The following is a 17,106-nucleotide window of genomic DNA, read 5'->3' on the forward strand; positions in this document are numbered from 1 at the left end:
AGGATGAGTAAGGTAAAACGTAAGATTGAAGACCATGGCGTGATCGGAGATTTGCGCACCTGCGCACTGGTCGCGAATGATGGCACCATTGATTATCTCTGCTGGCCGGAACTCGACAGCCCGTCGGTCTTTGCCGCCCTGCTCGACAGCGATGATGCCGGGCTTTTCTCCCTGGCCCCGGACTGGCCCAATGCGCGACGTCAGCAGCTCTACCTGCCCGATACCAACATCCTGCAGACCCGCTGGCTGGATGATGAAGGCGTGGCGGAGATCACCGACTACATGCCGATTTGTGATGACAAGGACAAGCTGCCGCGTCTGATCCGGCGGGTCAAAATGGTACGCGGCAGCGCGACCTTTAGCCTGCGCTGTTCACCGCGCCACGACTATGCCCGGGCGCAGACCCGCGCAGAGGCGCACAACGGCTGTATCGATTTTCATGCCGAAGGCCAGCCGTCGCTACGCCTCGCCGCCAGCGTGGTGATGACGCTGGAGGATGAGAGCGCGACCGCCCTCTTCACGTTACAACCCGGTGAACATGCGCAGTTTGAATTTGGCAGCGTGGATGATGCGCATATCGAAGCGCTGACCACCGAACATTGCTTTGAAGAGACGCTGAACTACTGGCGACGCTGGAGCGCCCACAGTAACTATCAGGGACGCTGGCGCGAAATGGTGCAGCGTTCGGCGCTGGTCCTCAAACTGCTGACTTCACATCAGCACGGCTCTATTGCGGCGGCAGCGACCTTTGGCCTGCCTGAAGAGCTGGGCGGCGAACGCAACTGGGACTATCGCGCCTCCTGGATCCGTGACGCCTCGTTCAGCATGTATGCCCTGATGCGGCTAGGCTACACCGATGAAGCCAAACACTTTACCCACTGGGTTGGTCGCTGCGTTGAAAACAGCCATCACGATGAGATGCGCCTGCAGGTCATGTACCGGCTGGACAGCGGCACCGAGCTACACGAGATGGAGCTGCTGAATCTCTCCGGCTATGCCGACTCCCGTCCGGTGCGCATCGGCAATGACGCCTGGCAGCAGACCCAGCTCGATATCTATGGCGAACTGATGGATGCGGTCTATCTGGCCAATAAATATGGTGAGGCGATCTCCCAGCGCGGCTGGGAACATGTCGTCAAAATGATCGACTGGCTGTGTGACAACTGGAATCAGCCTGATGCCGGTATCTGGGAGATGCGCGGTGAACCGGAACATTTCCTGCATTCACGTCTGATGTGCTGGGTTGCGATGGATCGCGCGCTGCGTCTGGGCATGAAGCGATCGCTGCCGATGCCTTATGAACGCTGGGATCGGGCGCGCCGGGAGATCCGCGAAGATATCTGGGCTAACTTCTGGAACAGTGAGCGGGGTCACTTCTCTTCGACCCGTCATGGCGAACATCTCGACGCCTCAATGCTGCTGATGCCGCTGGTGCGTTTTGTGGGAGCCACCGACCCGGACTGGATTGCCACGCTGGATGCGATCAAAACTAATCTGGTCAGCGACGGTATGGTGCGCCGTTACAATACGCATGAGACGCCCGCCGATGGCCTGAAAGGCTCAGAAGGGTCCTTCGGAGCCTGCTCCTTCTGGTATGTCGAGTGTCTGGCGCGCGCGGGCCGGATTCAGGAAGCGCATTTTGAATTTGAAAAGTTGCTGAGCTACGCCAATCCACTGGGCCTCTACGCGGAGGAGTTTGACAGCCACGGCCATGCGCTGGGCAACACGCCGCAGGCGCTGACCCATCTGGCGTTAATCAGTGCCGCCTTTTTCCTGAACCGCAAACTCAGCGGCGAACAAACGCAGTGGCAACCTTAGTCAGGGATAACCCCGGAAAGCCCCATTTTTAGCGCCCTGCTTTCCGGAAATGCGCTAACATCCGCGGTGAATTTACGTAAAGTATTGCAGGCAGGTTAAAATCCCGATTCACAACGTCAGATTAATGAACATATAATGCGCAGCAGGTCACAGTGGCCAGCATGAATTCGACACACTGAACAGCCTGAAATATGGCGATAAAGAATTGTAAAATATGAAAATCATTCGCGCTTTCGCTTCAATCGCACTGGCTCTGGCGGCCTTCAGCCAGTCAGCCTTTGCTGTGGTTTACCCGTTACCGCCGGCCAACAGCCGTCTGATCGGCGAAAATATCGAAATTACTGTCCCTGAAGACAGCAAACTGCCGCTGGAAGCTTTTGCGGCGCAGTACCAGATGGGCCTCAGCAATATGCTGGAAGCCAATCCGGGCGTTGACGTTTATCTGCCTAAGGCTGGCAGCAAAATGATCATCCCACAGCAGCTGATCCTGCCGGACGCACCGCGTGAAGGCATTGTGATTAACAGCGCGGAGATGCGTCTTTACTACTATCCGAAAGGCAGCAAAACCGTGGTAGTGTTGCCTATTGGTATCGGTGAACTGGGTAAAGATACCCCGATTAACTGGACCACAGCGGTAGAACGTAAAAAAGATGGCCCGACCTGGACGCCAACCAAAGGCATGCATGCGGATTACGCGGCGCGCGGTGAAACCCTGCCAGCGGTCTTCCCGCCAGGCCCGGATAACCCGATGGGCCTGTATGCGCTCTATATCGGTCGCCTCTATGCGATTCACGGCACCAACGCCAACTTCGGTATCGGCCTGCGCGTGAGCCATGGTTGTGTGCGTCTGCGCGCTGACGATATCAAATGGCTGTATCAGAACGTGCCGGTCGGTACGCGCGTACAGTTCGTTGATCAGCCGGTAAAAGCGACCGTGGAGCCAGACGGTTCACGTTATGTAGAAGTGCATAACCCGCTGTCGACCACCGAAGAGCAGTTCAACTCGCGTGAGCTGGTGCCGATTACGCTGAATCAGGCGGTGAGCAAAGTTCTGGTTGATGCCAGCGTCAATCAGGATCAGGTTAATGGCGCGATTCAGGGCCGTACCGGTATGCCAGTAAAAGTGAACGGCGTGGAGAACAACATCCAGACTGCGCCAGTTCCGATGCCGGAAAACCCGCAGGCTGTGCCACAGGAAGAGCCAATGACGCCGGTCACCTCTCAGGGTGCAAACAGTGATGCCGCGCAGCCACAGCAGCCGGCCACTGAGCCAGCCGCTCCGGCCGCTCCGGTAACACCAGCAGCACCTGCAGCCGCGGCCAATACCAGCTCGTAATTGCCGCCCTGCTTTCAGAAGCCAGCGCCTGTCGCTGGCTTTTTTATTGCCTGCGTTTCCGCGTTTTCCCGCTCACTCCGCTCAGAATGCCCCGTCCGACGATCATTAATCTGTCATATAAAGCGCGTATCACACTGCGTTGACCCGGTGCAAATCAGCAGCCGGCATCAGCCACCAGAGGTACACCATGAGCGAAAACAGTCTCTCCTCCTCATCAGCCCGAGGTCGCCCCGATTTCAACGGCAAAAATAGCCGTTTCAGTAAACCGCTGTTCTTTATTCTGCTGGTTGCCGGACTGGCGTTCGCTGGCCTCAATCTGGTCAGCGATGTTGAAGAGACCAATATGCCGGTCACCAGCTATCTGCCGTTCTTTCTGCTGGGGCTGGCATTGCTGATTGCGCTCGGCTTTGAGTTTGTGAATGGCTTTCACGATACCGCCAATGCCGTGGCGACCGTGATCTACACCCATTCGCTGACGCCCGGCATCGCGGTGGTCTGGTCCGGTTTCTGTAACTTTCTGGGTGTGCTGCTCTCCAGCGGCGTGGTGGCGTTTGGCATTATCTCACTGCTGCCGGTGGAGTTGATCCTGCAGGCCAGCAGCGGCAGCGGGTTTGCCATGGTCTATGCGCTGCTCTTCTCAGCGATTATCTGGAACCTGGGCACCTGGTATTTAGGGCTGCCGTCGTCGTCGTCCCATACGCTGATCGGCTCAATCATCGGCGTCGGCGTTGCCAATGCGATGCTGCACGGACGCAGCGGTCTGAGCGGGGTTGACTGGGATCAGGCCTTGAAGGTCGGCTATGCACTGCTGCTGTCGCCAGTGGTCGGCTTTGTCTGCGCCGGGCTGCTGCTGTGGGTGATGAAACTGTTTATCCGCAATCGCCAGCTTTATCAGGCGCCGGAAAGCAATCAGCCGCCACCGGTCTGGATCCGCGGCCTGCTGATCCTGACCTGTACCGGCGTGTCGTTTGCGCACGGCTCCAACGATGGTCAGAAAGGGATGGGGCTGATTATGCTGATCCTGGTGGGCACCATGCCGATCGCCTACGCCCTGAACCGATCGCTGCCACCCGATCAGATCCCGCGCGTCGCGGCGCTGAACGAAGTGACCGCCCATCAGCTGCTGCAACTGCAGCCCGCGTCAGCCAATCCTCCACCGGCCCGTGAGGTACTGACCGGCTTTGTTGGCAGCAACAGCATGAATCCCGACGTGCTGCCCGCGCTGGCGATGACGCTGCGCGAAGTCGGCGATGAGATTCGTCGTTACGGTTCAATGGAAAACATTCCAGCTCAGGCGGTGACCAATACCCGCAACCAGATGTATCTGGCGTCAGAATCGATCAAGCATCTGCAGAGCGCCGAGGTCAGACTGCCGCAGGAGACGGAACGCAACCTCAAGGCAGTGAAAACGGAACTCGACAGCGCCACCCGCTTTATTCCGATGTGGGTGAAAGTGGTGGTGGCGATTGCGCTGGGACTGGGCACCATGGTCGGCTGGCGCCGGATTGTAGTCACAGTGGGAGAACGGATCGGTAAAACCCATCTGAGCTATGCCCAGGGCGCCAGCGCCGAACTGGTGGCGATGATGACCATTGGCGCGGCAGACGGTTTCGGTTTACCGGTTTCTACCACCCACGTGCTCTCATCCGGCGTGGCGGGCACCATGGCGGCGAACCGTTCCGGCTTGCAGCTCTCGACGCTGCGTAACCTGGCCGTCGCCTGGATTTTAACGCTGCCGGTTTCTATTCTGCTCTCTGCCCTGCTCTACTGGGCGTTCAGCCATTTTTAACGGTCTGCGGCTTATCGTCATTCAGGCGATAAGCCGCTGCTGCCAGTAAAGCCGCAGGGTAATCAGCAGCGCTCCCAGCACCATCAACGCCGCCGCCAGATAGACTGACTGCATCCCCCAGTGTCCGATAAGCAATCCCGCCACCGGGCCGGTTAAGCCCAGGCCCAGATCGAGAAAAGCGGAATAGGTGCCCAACGCAGAGCCCTGATCCTGGCGCTCAACCCGTTTAACCGCCTCAACGCCCAGCGCCGGAAAGACCAGCGAAAATCCGCTGCCGGTGAGGAATGCGCCCGCCCCGACCAGCCAGGCGCTGTCCGCCTGCCAGATAATCAGCAGTCCCAGGCACTCCAGCAGGAAAGAGAAGAGCGACACGCGCAGCCCGCCGAAACGGGTAATAAAGCGACCAAACCCCAGACGCACCAGCACAAAACCCAGGCTGAACAGCGTCAGCGCATAGGCCGCGCCCTGCCAGTCACGGCTGGCAAAATAGAGGGTGATAAAGGTGGCGATAACGCCAAAACCGATGGTGCCGAAGCCCAGCGCCAGGCCATAAAGCCAGACGCGCGAAAAGACGCGGTGAAACGGAATGCGCTCGCCCACACTGACCGTCACCGCCGGTTTGCGGCTGGCCATCAGATAGCCCGCCACGCCCATCAGCGCAATCAGCCCGGCAAATCCACTCATACCAAATTCACTGTTCAGCAGCACACCCAGCGGTGCACCGACGGCCATTGCCAGATAGGTCGCAACACCATTCCAGGAGATCACGCGCGCGGTCTGCATTGGCCCGACGATGTTCATGCCCCACAGGGTTGACCCGGTGCTGCTGAAGCTTTCACCTACGCCGAGAAACAGCCGTCCGATGGCCAGCAGCGCCAGACTCAGCCATGGCCAGCCGCTCAGCAGTGCGGCTACGATAGTCAGCACCCCGCTCATGCCGCAGCAGAGCAGTCCCAGCATCACCACCCGCTTTGGCCCAAGGCGATCGGCCAGACGGCCCGACTGCGGACGGCTGAGCAGTGTTGCAAAATATTGAATGCTGATAATCAGTCCGGCGATAAAGGAGCTGAAGCCAAGATGATTTTTGACGAAGCCTGGCAGCACGGCCAGCGGCAGTCCGACAGAGAGATAGCAGAAGAAGGTGAAGATAATAACGGAGAGGATTCGTTTGTTGAGCTGGCTGTTGCTCAACACAGCGGAGTCAGACATAGCAGGCAAGGGGTCCAGGAAATTTTCCCCACTATACCGTCAGGCCGCTAAGGGGTCGCCTGATTTTTTATCACAAACCATGAACATGCGCGTGACGATCAATCGCCTGTGCAATGTCGCCCGACGATTTTAACGCACGGATTTCGCTGAATAAGCCATCGGCTTCGCCATAAGCTTTGCGCAGATAACCGAGCCACTGTTTGATACGCGCCACGTGGTAGAGGCCGGTATCGCCCTGCTTTTCCAGCTGGCTGTATTTCTGTAATAACCGCACCACATCAGGCCAGGCCATCGGCGGCTCGTTATATTTCACTACCCGGCTCAGGTTGGGGATGTTCAGTGCGCCACGGCCAATCATCACCGCATCGCAGCCGGTTACCGCCATACAGTGTTGCGCGCTTTGCCAGTCCCATATTTCGCCATTGGCAATCACCGGAATGCGCAGCCGCTGACGAATATCGCCAATCGCCTGCCAGTTGATCGCCTCTGCGCGATAGCCCTCTTCTTTGGTCCGCCCATGCACCACCAGTTCGCTGGCACCGGCCTGTTGCACCGCATCGGCAATCTCCAGACTGCGGGCGCTGGAGTCCCAGCCGAGCCGCACTTTCACCGTCACCGGCAAATCTGCAGGCACCGCTTCACGCATCGCTTTCGCGCCGCGATAGATCAGATCGGGATCTTTAAGAAGAGTTGCGCCGCCTCCGCTGCCGTTGACCAGTTTAGAAGGACAACCACAGTTGAGATCCACACCCCATGAGCCCAGTTCCACCGCACGTGCGGCGTTCTCGGCTAACCATTCGGGATGCTGCCCCAGCAGCTGCATACGCACCCGCGTGCCGGAAGGCGTGCGGCTGGCGTTATGCAGTTCGGGGCAGAGACGGTAGAAAGATTTTACCGGCAGCAGTTGATCGACCACGCGCAAAAACTCAGTAATGCAGAGATCGTAGTCGTTCACTTCCGATAACAGCTGGCGCACCAGTGAATCCAGCACGCCCTCCATCGGTGCCAGTAAAACCCTCATACTCAGACGTTTCCGGTACGCTTCGCTGCTGCCGGACGACGCGGACGGGCTGCGGGCCTATCGCCCTGAGGAGCGGCCTGGCTCTGACGACGCGCCTGAGGACGCTTTTCGCCGGATGAAGATGAGCGCGATGCGCCTGCACCCTGTCCGCCCTGGCTGCGACCACGGCCGCCGCCGCCGCCACCTGCACCGCCGCGAGACTGCTGCTGACGACCGTTGATGATCGGCTCCGCTTTGATGCTCGGATCGGGTTCATAACCCTCAACGGCCAGACGCGGGATTTCACGCTTCAGCAGACGTTCGATATCACGCAGCAGTTTATGCTCATCGACGCAAACCAGCGACAGTGCGACACCGGTCGCAGCTGCACGGCCGGTACGGCCAATACGGTGAACGTAATCTTCGGCGACGTTAGGCAGCTCGTAGTTCACGACGTGTGGCAGCTCTTCGATATCCAGGCCACGGGCCGCGATATCGGTGGCAACCAGGACGCGAATACCGCCTGATTTGAAGTCGGACAGCGCGCGGGTACGTGCTCCCTGGCTTTTGTTGCCATGGATCGCGGCGGCGGAGATGCCATCTTTGCCCAGCTGCTCGGCAAGGTGGTTCGCGCCGTGTTTGGTCCGGGTGAAGACCAGCACCTGCTGCCAGTTGCCTTCGCCAATCAGCTGCGACAACAATTCACGCTTACGCTTCTTATCAACGAAAGCCACCTGCTGCGCGACCTGCTCGGAGGCGGTGTTGCGGCGAGCCACTTCAATCATTTCCGGGTTGGTCAGCAGCTTTTCAGCCAGGCCTTTGATCTCATCAGAGAAGGTGGCAGAGAACAGCAGGTTCTGACGTTTAGCCGGCAGACGCGCCAGTACGCGACGGATGTCGTGGATAAAGCCCATATCCAGCATACGGTCCGCTTCATCCAGCACCAGAATTTCGACCTGTGACAGGTCAACCGCATTCTGTTGTGCCAGATCCAGCAGGCGTCCAGGCGTTGCCACCAGGATATCGACGCCGCCACGCAGTTTGACCATCTGTGGATTGATGCTGACGCCACCAAACACCACCATAGAACGCAGCGAGAGATATTTGCTGTAGTCGCTGACGTTTTCGCCGACCTGCGCCGCGAGTTCACGGGTTGGGGTCAGGATCAGGGCGCGCACCGGGCGACGACCGCGGATGGGCGTGGCAGTGGCAGAGAGTTTTTGTAACATCGGTAAGGTAAAGCCGGCTGTTTTGCCGGTGCCGGTCTGGGCGCTCGCCAGCAGATCGCGGCCTGCCAGCACAACAGGAATCGCCTGGCGCTGGATAGGTGTGGGTTCGCTGTAGCCTTGTTCGGCGACCGCGCGCAAAATATCGGCACTCAGGCCGAGAGAGTCAAAAGACATTAAGTGATTTACTCCGGTCCGCTCTGACCGTGATTCACGGTGTAGTTTTCAGAGGGATAGTGACGCCAGCCAGGGCTGACGCGTGAAAAGGGCGCAAACTACGATGCGTAAGCGGGCGAGTGTAACAGCTTTAAGAGAAGTGTGCGAGATAGCTCACATTTCCTGACACAACTTAACCGCCTGAAAACAGGAAGGCCACCTTCCGGTGGCCTTCAACTTAACTACGTTTGTTTTCGATTCGTCGCGGTGGCTCTTTCGCCAGCAGCGAGACCAGCGCCGGACCCAGCAACATCACTACGCCGAGACACGCCAGCAGCAGGTTGTTGTGGTAAATCCGCGACACCAGGAACAGTGTCATCATGGCGGCGCCAAAGTAGTAAGTGGTGGTCGCTTCTTCAAGATAATCGCCGAGAGTACGTAAACGGGCAATGCGCTGTGTCACCAGCATGGCAACAAAAACCAGTGCGTACATCGCCACCAGCGTGCTGCAGACATCAACCAGCGCTTTGTGTTTCCAGCCCCAGATCAGTGCAGCGATGACCAGCAGATGCATAGCAATATGCAACAACGTCTGACCCGTGATGATTTGAATACGATTAGACCATTTCATTCAGTTCTCCTGGCAGACCCAACAGGTCGCCCAAGTGCTACCGGCACAAGCCGGAAACGATTTCCTCAATGTAAAACAATTTTCGGATAACGCCCTAATTTTCGCCCTCTTTCACCACCCATTTGTGACAAAGACTACACTTTGATTCTATTGATGATGAAAAGGAGTGCGTCGCGAGTATGCCACAAAACAAGCAAGGATTTTCAATAAAAGTCCTGACGATCAATACACACAAGGGTTTCGCCCCTTTCAATCGCCGCTTCATCCTGCCCGAATTACGCGACGCCGTTCGCGCAACGGAGGCGGATGTTGTCTTTCTGCAGGAGGTGATGGGCACGCATGCCATCCACTCCCTTAACCATGAGGAGTGGCCCGAGTCTCCTCATTATGAGTTTCTGGCCGACACCATATGGAACGATTTTGCCTATGGGCGTAATGCGGTCTATCCGGAGGGGCATCACGGCAATGCGGTGCTGTCTCGCTTCCCGATCGCCGACTATGAGAATCGTGATATCTCGGTGGCGGGCAGTGAAAACCGCGGCATGCTGCACTGCCAGATCGCCCTGCCCGAGCCGCACGGCACGCTGCATGTCATCTGTGTTCATCTGGGCCTGAAAGAGGCGCATCGTCACGCGCAGATGAAGAAAATATGTGAAATGGTTAACTCACTGCCGCCCGACGCGCCGGTGGTGGTGGCGGGCGATTTCAACGACTGGCAGCGACGCGCTAACGCTATCCTGAAACATGGCGCAGGCCTGAAAGAGGTATTCAGCATGAAAACCGGACGCCCGGCGCGCACCTTCCCGGCGCGCTTCCCGATCCTGCGGCTCGACCGCATCTATGTCCGCAACGCCACCGTCAGTCATCCGTGGGCGCTGCCGCGCAAGCCCTGGTCCCATCTTTCCGACCATGCGCCGCTGGCGGTGGAGATTCACCTATGAATTTTAGCTGGCAGGAAGGCAACCGGCTGCTGTTGCTGGAAAATGGCGAAGCGTTTTTCCCGCGGGTCTTTGGCGCGATCCAGCGGGCGGAACGTACGGTATTAATCGAAACCTTTATTCTGTTTGAGGATGACGTGGGCAACGCCCTGCACCGCGAACTGCTGGCGGCAGCCCAGCGCGGCGTGCGGGTCGAAGTGATGGTCGATGGTTATGGCTCTGCCGAACTCTCTGACAAATTTGTTAACAGCCTGACCAGCGCTGGCGTGCGTTTCATCTATTACGATCCGCGTCCGCTGGTGATGGGGATGCGCACCAACGTTTTCCGCCGTCTGCACCGCAAAACCGTGGTGGTGGATGACGTGGTGGCCTTTGTGGGCGGCATTAACTTCTCGGCCGAGCACAACACCGATTATGGCCCGGAAGCCAAACAGGATTATGCGGTGCAGGTCAAAGGCCCGGTGGTGGATGACATCGCCCGCTATCTGCAACAGGCGATTGGCAGCGAACAGAATACCCGCCGCTGGTGGGGATCGCGCTCTCATCGTCCGGCGGTGAACGCCACGCCCGGCGATGCTCAGGTGCTCTATGTTTATCGCGATAACGACGAGCATCGCGACGACATCGAAGTCCACTACCTGGAGATGCTGCGCGAGGCGAAGCGGGATGTGATTATCGCCAACGCCTACTTCTTCCCGGGTTACCGGCTGCTGCGTGAGATGCGCAACGCCGCGCAGCGTGGCGTCCGGGTGCGACTGATTGTGCAGGGCGAGCCGGATATGCCGATTGTGAAAGTGGGCGCGGAACTGCTCTATAACTATCTGGTCGATGGCGGCGTCGAAGTCTACGAATATATCCGTCGCCCGCTGCACGGCAAGATCGCGGTAAAAGACGACTACTGGGCCACCGTCGGCTCCAGCAATCTCGATCCGCTTAGCCTGTCACTTAACCTTGAAGCCAACCTGATCATCCACGACAGGCCGTTTAACCAGACGCTGCGTGATAACCTGGAAGCGCTGCTGGCCAACGATTGCCAGCGCGTGCAGGAAGATCGCTTACCGCCGCGCAACTGGTGGCAACTGAGTAAAAGCGTGGTGGTATTCCACTTCCTGCGCCATTTCCCGGCCATCGCTGGCTGGCTGCCGGCGCATACGCCGCTGCTGGCCCAGGTGGGTGAGCCGGTACAGCCTGAAATGGAGACGCAGGATCGCGTTGAAACTGATAACCCGGGAGCAAAATCCTGATGGCAAAAAAACATCCACGCTGGCAACTGGCGAAAAAAATCCTCACCGTGCTCTTTTTCATCGCGGTGGTGGTTCTGCTGGTGGTCTATGCCCGCAAAGTGAACTGGGAAGATGTTTATGACGTCATCGTTAACTACAACCGCTTTGTGGTACTGACCGCCGCCGGACTGGTGGTGCTGAGTTACCTGGTGTATGGCTGCTATGACCTGATTGGACGCGCCTACTGCGGCCATAAGCTGGCGAAGCGGCAGGTGATGCTGGTGTCGTTTATCTGTTACGCCTTCAACCTGACGCTGAGTACCTGGGTAGGTGGCGTCGCGATGCGCTACCGGCTCTATTCACGGTTAGGGCTGGATAGCGGCACCATCACCCGCATCTTCTCTCTGAGCATCGCCACTAACTGGCTGGGCTATATTCTGCTGGCGGGCGTGGTATTCAGTGCGGGCATGGTGTCGATCCCCAGCGGCTGGTTTATTGGTGAAACCACACTGCGGCTGATTGGTGGCGCTCTGCTGGTGCTGGTGGCGGTCTACCTCTGGGCCTGTGCCTTTTCAAAGCAGCGTCGCTGGACGATCAAAGGCCAGACGCTGCAGTTGCCCTCGCTGCGCATGGCGCTGCTGCAGTTTGCGGTTTCCTGTGCCAACTGGATGGTGATGGGGGCGATTATCTGGCTGCTGCTGGGACGAGACGTCGGTTATCCGATGGTGCTGGGCGTGCTGCTGATCAGCAGTATTGCCGGGGTAATCATTCATATTCCGGCGGGCATTGGCGTACTGGAAGCGGTCTTCCTGGCGCTGCTTAGCGGTCAGCACGCCTCGCATGGCACTATCATTGCGGCGCTGCTGGCTTATCGCGTGCTCTACTTTATCCTGCCGCTGCTGCTAGCGCTGGTGCTCTATCTGGGGCTGGAGAGTCGGGCGAAACATCTGCGCCAGAAGAATGAGCAGAAGTTGCAGAAGTCGTAATAAAAAAGGGGAGGCGCAGACAGTGCGCCTCCCCCGCTACTCCCTCAGACTTAACGGCGGTTGCCGAAAATCCGCAGCAGCATCAGGAACAGGTTGATGAAGTCGAGATACAGCGTCAGTGCGCCCATAATCGAGTAGCGACGCAGGTTTTCCGTATCGCGGGCATCGATCTGCTCACCGATATTTTTCAGCTTCTGCGTGTCATAGGCCGTTAACCCCACAAACACCACCACCCCGATGTAGGTAATCGCCCACATCAGCGCCGGGCTTTTCAGCCAGAAGTTCACCAGCGACGCCAGCACGATGCCAATCAGCGCCATAAACAGCAGGCTGCCAAAACGGCTGAGATCGCGTTTGGTGGTATAGCCGTAGAAGCTCATCGCGCCAAACATCCCCGCCGTGATAAAGAAGGTGCTGGCGATCGAGGAGTTAGTGTAAACCAGGAAGATACTCGCCATGGTCAGGCCGGTCAGCGCCGAGTAGAGCATAAACAGCCCGGTTGCCACGGCCCCGCTCAGGCGATGCACCATACCTGACAGGAAGAAGACCAGCCCCAGCTGCACGATAATCAGTCCGAAGAAGGTGATGCGGTTAGCAAACACCAGCTCCATGATCGCTGGCGTGCGTGCAGCGTACCAGGAGACAAACGCCGTCAGTAACAGACCGCAGGTCATCCAGCCATAAACCTGCGCCATATAGGCTTGTAAACCGCGAGATGCGGATTGAACGATGGAATCATTTCGTGGATATCGGTCCATGATGCACCTCTTGTTAAACGGATTAGGATCGGCTCCACACAGGGAACCGGATGAATCACCTGGTCTGGCAGGCATACGTTGTTTCTGTTTCAGCCCCTGTGGCCAGCGACAGCGCGACACAACCGCCACGGGCCCGTACGGCCTTATGAGGATGCGCGCAGTTCAGGGCCAGAATAACAATAAAAGTCGTCCGGAACTGGCTCTAAGTGTGGCACAGCTCAGCTCAACTGTGCCACAACATGCCGCTTAACGTCGCGACAGGCACTGCTGATAACGGCTGTCGACACGCTGCGCAAACCACGCCGTGGTGAGATTACGGGTAATTTTCGGGCTTTCCAGCTTAATGCCCGGCAGCATTTCACGCGGTAACTTTCGACCCGCCATTTTATCCGCCAGGGTAAAGACCTGTTTCCAGAGTTCGCTGTCGCTGAACGACGCTTTCTCCCCTTTCTCCAGATCGCGGCGAATGTCGCTGTTGCTCATATCGATCTGCTTCGACAACGTGCGCACCGCCAGTTCGGTGCCGCCCGCCGCATCCGATCCATAAAGAATCAGATCGCCATCCAGCGCCAGCTTCATGCCGGTGGCGCGCGACACCGCCGCCTGGAAGGCCGCATTGCGGCTGGCATACCAGCCCGCATTGTAGTCGGCAAAGCGGTAGAGCGGCTGGCTGTAGTCAGCCGGATAGCCGAGCAGGTGCATCGTCCCGAAGTAGATCCCGCCGTGGCGGGTAAAGACTTCACGCCGGATAGTGCCATCGATCGGCCACGGGTAGCCTTTGGCATGCGCTTCGGCAAACGCAATGCTGACCTGCATCGGCCCGCCGGTGTGGATCGGATTGAGATTACCAAACAGCGTCTGGCCCATCGGCACCATATCAATCAGGTCATCGAAAATAGCGCTCAGCTCTTTCTCACTGCGCACTTTGTCCAGCCGGGCGGCGTAGCTTTCACCGGTGGGCGATTTGATCTGCAGCGCGGTACGCACCAGGAATGCCGGGACGTGCACCTGCGCCGCACGGCGGTTGATCTCGCCCCAGGCGATTTTTGGCAGACCCGGCACGGCGGCCTCGGCGCTGAAGTTGCTCTCCTGATCCGTCACGGCGATTACCGCGCAGAGGTTACTGGCGCTGGGATCGATCTGCTGAGTGCGGAAGGTGGTGTAGATATCGTCGCTCCACGCCGCTTTATTGCTTACGTGCGACGGCAGCAGCCGCTGGATCTGCGCTTTGACATCTTCAGGCTGCCGCACAGGCGCCTCAGGGGTTTTCTTGCTGCTACAACCTGCCAGCACCAGTGCGGCGACCAGTGTCAGACGTTGCAGAATCGGGGTGGATGACATGCCTGTCCTCAGAATGAACCAAAGCTCTACTCTACCATCGCCAGAGTTTCACAGGCAGGCGAGAACTGAACTAAGGTTATCTTTTTTACCGTTAAAGGAACTTACGATGTTTAAACTCTGGCCAGTTGCGGCGTTCAGCCTGTTATTAACCGGCTGCGGCGCCAATAATACGCCTGCCCAGGTAAAATCGCCGGGCGCACCCACCTCCTCCTCGCTTAAGGTGCTGGAGACCGGCGCCAGCGTGATGCAGTCACGTCCGCCCATCGACGCCATCAACACCTATCTCGACGGATTCCATTTTTATAACGGCGATAAGAACGGTCAGATGGAGGCGCACCACTATGTCACCGTGCTGAACGACGATGTGATGCAGGCGGTGATTTACGACGGCAACACGCGCGACGCACGGCTGATGGGCGTGGAGTACATTATCAGCGAACGGCTGTTTAACACCCTGCCGCCCGAAGAGAAGAAGCTCTGGCACAGCCATCAGTATGAGGTGAAATCGGGCACGCTGATTGCACCAGGCTTACCGGAAGCCGCCGACCACGCCCTGATGAAGCGCATTGTGAACACCTACGGGAAAACCTGGCACACCTGGCACACCGATCGCGACAAAACGCTGCCGATCGGCATTCCGGCGCTGATGATGGGCTTTACGGAGGATGGTCAGATGGACTCGCGACTGCTGGCGGACCGCGATCGTCGTTTTGACATCGACAGCAAAAAGATCCGCGCCCAGCGTGCGGATATCGTGGCGCATCCTGCCGCAGCAGGTGCCAACGCCTGGCAACAGGGCCAGGTCATTCAGCTGAAGCGCACCGCCGGCGGCGGCGAACACAGCCACGGTCAGACCGGGTTTGGCGCGGCTGAGCAGCTAAAGCAGCCTTAATCCCGCGCTAAGCGTCGTGATGTCTGGGGATGCGGGCAGCGGCATGTATGCGGTTAACTGCTCAGCGGGCGCAGACACCTTTGCCCACTGAGCCGTTAACGCAGCTTACTCCCAGCGCTGAGCCGCCTGGTGGTCGCTGTCGCGGGCATCCACCCAGCGATCGCCCTGCTCTGTCGCTTCTCGCTTCCAGAACGGCGCGCGGGTTTTCAGGTAATCCATAATGAACTCGGCAGCGGAAAAGGCGCTGCCGCGATGGGCGCTGGTCACGCCCACCAGCACGATTTCATCGCCGGGAAACAGTTCGCCCACGCGATGGATCACCGTGACGCGCTGCAGCGGCCAGCGTTCGCGCGCCGCATCAACAATCTCCTGCAGCGCTTTTTCGGTCATGCCGGGATAGTGCTCCAGCGTCAGTGCCGCGACGTCGTTGCCCAGATTGTGGTTACGGACTTTGCCGGTAAAGGTCACGACCGCACCATCTTCATCACAGGCCGCCAGCCAGCGATAGGCTTCCGCCATATCAAAGGGCGCGGGGCCGACGCGAATCTGCGTTTCCATCTTAGCCTCCGGTCACGGGCGGGAAAAAGGCCACTTCATCACCGGCGTGCAGCGGGTGACTCATCGGCACCAGCGTCTGATTAACCGCCGCCAGCAGCTTGCCTGACTCGAGCGCCAGCGCCCAGCGGTCATCGCGCTCTGCCAGCGCACTGCGCAGCGCGGCCACATCCGGATAATCGGCACCGACCTCAAGCGATGAGGTGCCGGTCAGCTCACGGACCTGGGCGAAAAACAGCACCTTAATCATGCGAGACCGCCTGGAAATCGCCGCTTTTGCCACCGCTCTTGCTGATTAAGCGCAGCTGTTCGATAACGATATCTTTCTGCACCGCTTTGCACATGTCGTAGATGGTGAGCGCGGCAACCGACGCGGCCGTCAGCGCTTCCATCTCCACGCCGGTTTTGCCGGTCAGGCGACAGAGCGTGGTGATGCGAACCCGGCTATGGTCAGCTTCAGCCTCCAGGTTCACTTCCACTTTGCTCAGCATCAGCGGATGACAGAGCGGAATCAATTCCCAGGTGCGTTTCGCCGCCTGAATACCGGCGATGCGCGCGGTGGCAAAGACATCCCCTTTGTGGTGGCTGCCTTCGATAATCATCTGCAGCGTTTCCGGCTGCATCAGCACCAGCACTTCTGCCCGCGCTTCGCGCACGGTTTCCGCCTTGGCGGAGACATCCACCATGTGCGCTTCGCCTGCGGCGTTAATGTGTGTGAGTTGAGACATACTTACCGTTTCTTGAGATGTGAGACAAAATTACAGGGCGCGGTGCGCGCATCAAGCTGGTCAGCGATAATGCGTTCCCAGGCGGTGCGGCAGGCGCTGGTGGAACCCGGCACGGCCAGGATCAGCGTCTGATTAGCCAGACCGGCAATCGCGCGCGACTGCAATGTCGAACCGCCAATCTCTTCATAGGAGATCATCCGGAACAGTTCGCCAAATCCATCAATCTCGCGGTCGAACAGCGGCAGCAGCGCTTCCGGCGTGCTGTTTTTCAGGTTAAAGCCGGTTCCGCCATTAATAATCACGACCTGGACATCTTCACTGGCGATCCAGCGCGACACGGTGGCGCGAATACGATAGAGATTATCCGGCACGATGGCGTGATCGACCACCTCATGCCCCGCTTCCGCGGCGGCTTCGCGCAGATAGTCGCCGGAGGTATCGTCACTGGCATCGCGACGATCTGACACTGTCATCACCGCAATCTGCACTGCCTGAAATTCGCTGGCTGGTTTACCCATAC

General features: G+C 58.4%; 17 protein-coding genes. 7 read left to right on the forward strand and 10 right to left on the reverse strand.

The window, feature by feature from the left end; translation table 11 throughout:
- Positions 1-3: 3 nt before the first annotated feature.
- The 3 genes from ACR8BN_RS13200 to ACR8BN_RS13210 all read left to right on the forward strand — a co-directional run bounded on the left by ACR8BN_RS13200 (position 4) and on the right by ACR8BN_RS13210 (position 4,943).
- Positions 4-1,818, forward strand: coding sequence for a glycoside hydrolase family 15 protein (locus tag ACR8BN_RS13200; RefSeq protein ID WP_039387692.1), 1,815 nt, complete (start codon positions 4-6; stop codon positions 1,816-1,818).
- 214 nt (positions 1,819-2,032) lie between these two features.
- Complete coding sequence (locus ACR8BN_RS13205) at positions 2,033-3,154, forward strand: L,D-transpeptidase family protein (protein ID WP_010260287.1); 1,122 nt, start codon at positions 2,033-2,035, stop codon at positions 3,152-3,154.
- A gap of 187 nt (positions 3,155-3,341) precedes the next feature.
- Positions 3,342-4,943, forward strand: coding sequence for an inorganic phosphate transporter (locus ACR8BN_RS13210; protein WP_052270825.1), 1,602 nt, complete (start codon positions 3,342-3,344; stop codon positions 4,941-4,943).
- Positions 4,944-4,964: 21 nt separating this feature from the next.
- Here the strand turns inward: ACR8BN_RS13210 and ACR8BN_RS13215 are convergent, their stop codons facing one another.
- From ACR8BN_RS13215 to ACR8BN_RS13230, 4 genes are all read right to left on the reverse strand, one after another.
- Positions 4,965-6,152: an MFS transporter gene (locus ACR8BN_RS13215; protein WP_010260279.1), complete on the reverse strand. Its 1,188-nt coding sequence runs from the start codon at positions 6,150-6,152 to the stop codon at positions 4,965-4,967.
- 70 nt (positions 6,153-6,222) lie between these two features.
- Positions 6,223-7,173, reverse strand: coding sequence for a tRNA dihydrouridine(16) synthase DusC (dusC, locus tag ACR8BN_RS13220; RefSeq protein ID WP_434747011.1), 951 nt, complete (start codon positions 7,171-7,173; stop codon positions 6,223-6,225).
- Positions 7,174-7,175: 2 nt separating this feature from the next.
- Positions 7,176-8,555, reverse strand: coding sequence for an ATP-dependent RNA helicase RhlE (gene rhlE, locus ACR8BN_RS13225; protein ID WP_434747012.1), 1,380 nt, complete (start codon positions 8,553-8,555; stop codon positions 7,176-7,178).
- Positions 8,556-8,772: 217 nt separating this feature from the next.
- A complete protein-coding gene (locus tag ACR8BN_RS13230) occupies positions 8,773-9,165 on the reverse strand; it encodes a YbhQ family protein (RefSeq protein ID WP_031594396.1) in 393 nt (130 codons plus the stop codon).
- 179 nt (positions 9,166-9,344) lie between these two features.
- On the opposite strand from ACR8BN_RS13230, the gene ACR8BN_RS13235 reads away from it, so the two are divergent.
- Genes ACR8BN_RS13235 through ACR8BN_RS13245 form a run of 3 tightly spaced genes read left to right on the forward strand, consistent with a single transcriptional unit; the run spans position 9,345 to position 12,312 of the window.
- Positions 9,345-10,106 carry an endonuclease/exonuclease/phosphatase family protein gene (locus tag ACR8BN_RS13235; RefSeq protein WP_039387699.1) on the forward strand — a complete coding sequence of 254 codons (762 nt, stop codon included), beginning with the start codon at positions 9,345-9,347 and terminating at the stop codon, positions 10,104-10,106.
- Positions 10,103-11,347, forward strand: a complete 1,245-nt coding sequence (clsB, locus tag ACR8BN_RS13240) for a cardiolipin synthase ClsB (RefSeq protein ID WP_031594394.1) — start codon at positions 10,103-10,105, stop codon at positions 11,345-11,347. Before ACR8BN_RS13235 ends, clsB begins: the two co-directional genes overlap by 4 nt.
- A complete protein-coding gene (locus ACR8BN_RS13245; protein ID WP_031594393.1) occupies positions 11,347-12,312 on the forward strand; it encodes a lysylphosphatidylglycerol synthase domain-containing protein in 966 nt (321 codons plus the stop codon). The genes clsB and ACR8BN_RS13245 overlap by 1 nt, the downstream gene beginning before the upstream one ends.
- A 50-nt stretch (positions 12,313-12,362) precedes the next feature.
- Here ACR8BN_RS13245 and ACR8BN_RS13250 read toward each other — a convergent pair whose 3' ends face one another.
- Positions 12,363-13,070: a Bax inhibitor-1/YccA family protein gene (locus tag ACR8BN_RS13250; RefSeq protein ID WP_010260256.1), complete on the reverse strand. Its 708-nt coding sequence runs from the start codon at positions 13,068-13,070 to the stop codon at positions 12,363-12,365.
- A 246-nt stretch (positions 13,071-13,316) separates the two neighbouring features.
- Positions 13,317-14,411: a DUF1615 domain-containing protein gene (locus ACR8BN_RS13255; RefSeq protein WP_311967158.1), complete on the reverse strand. Its 1,095-nt coding sequence runs from the start codon at positions 14,409-14,411 to the stop codon at positions 13,317-13,319.
- Positions 14,412-14,517: 106 nt separating this feature from the next.
- On the opposite strand from ACR8BN_RS13255, the gene ACR8BN_RS13260 reads away from it, so the two are divergent.
- Entirely contained in the window at positions 14,518-15,303 is a 786-nt protein-coding gene (locus tag ACR8BN_RS13260) for an OBAP family protein (RefSeq protein WP_311967159.1), read from the forward strand.
- Positions 15,304-15,408: 105 nt separating this feature from the next.
- On the opposite strand, the gene moaE is transcribed toward ACR8BN_RS13260, so the two are convergent.
- Genes moaE through moaB form a run of 4 tightly spaced genes read right to left on the reverse strand, consistent with a single transcriptional unit; the run spans position 15,409 to position 17,104 of the window.
- The gene (moaE, locus tag ACR8BN_RS13265) at positions 15,409-15,861 is read right to left on the reverse strand and encodes a molybdopterin synthase catalytic subunit MoaE (protein WP_083068657.1); all 453 of its coding nucleotides are present in this window, start codon (positions 15,859-15,861) and stop codon (positions 15,409-15,411) included.
- Between the two features lies 1 nt (position 15,862).
- Entirely contained in the window at positions 15,863-16,108 is a 246-nt protein-coding gene (moaD, locus tag ACR8BN_RS13270; protein ID WP_022626012.1) for a molybdopterin synthase sulfur carrier subunit, read from the reverse strand.
- The gene (gene moaC, locus ACR8BN_RS13275; protein ID WP_109653371.1) at positions 16,101-16,586 is read right to left on the reverse strand and encodes a cyclic pyranopterin monophosphate synthase MoaC; all 486 of its coding nucleotides are present in this window, start codon (positions 16,584-16,586) and stop codon (positions 16,101-16,103) included. Before moaC ends, moaD begins: the two co-directional genes overlap by 8 nt.
- A 2-nt stretch (positions 16,587-16,588) precedes the next feature.
- Positions 16,589-17,104, reverse strand: a complete 516-nt coding sequence (moaB, locus tag ACR8BN_RS13280; RefSeq protein ID WP_022626013.1) for a molybdenum cofactor biosynthesis protein B — start codon at positions 17,102-17,104, stop codon at positions 16,589-16,591.
- Between the last annotated feature and the right edge of the window lie 2 nt (positions 17,105-17,106).

Source organism: Pantoea sp. Lu_F5_004 (assembly GCF_051136245.1).
Lineage (GTDB): Bacteria > Pseudomonadota > Gammaproteobacteria > Enterobacterales > Enterobacteriaceae > Pantoea > Pantoea agglomerans.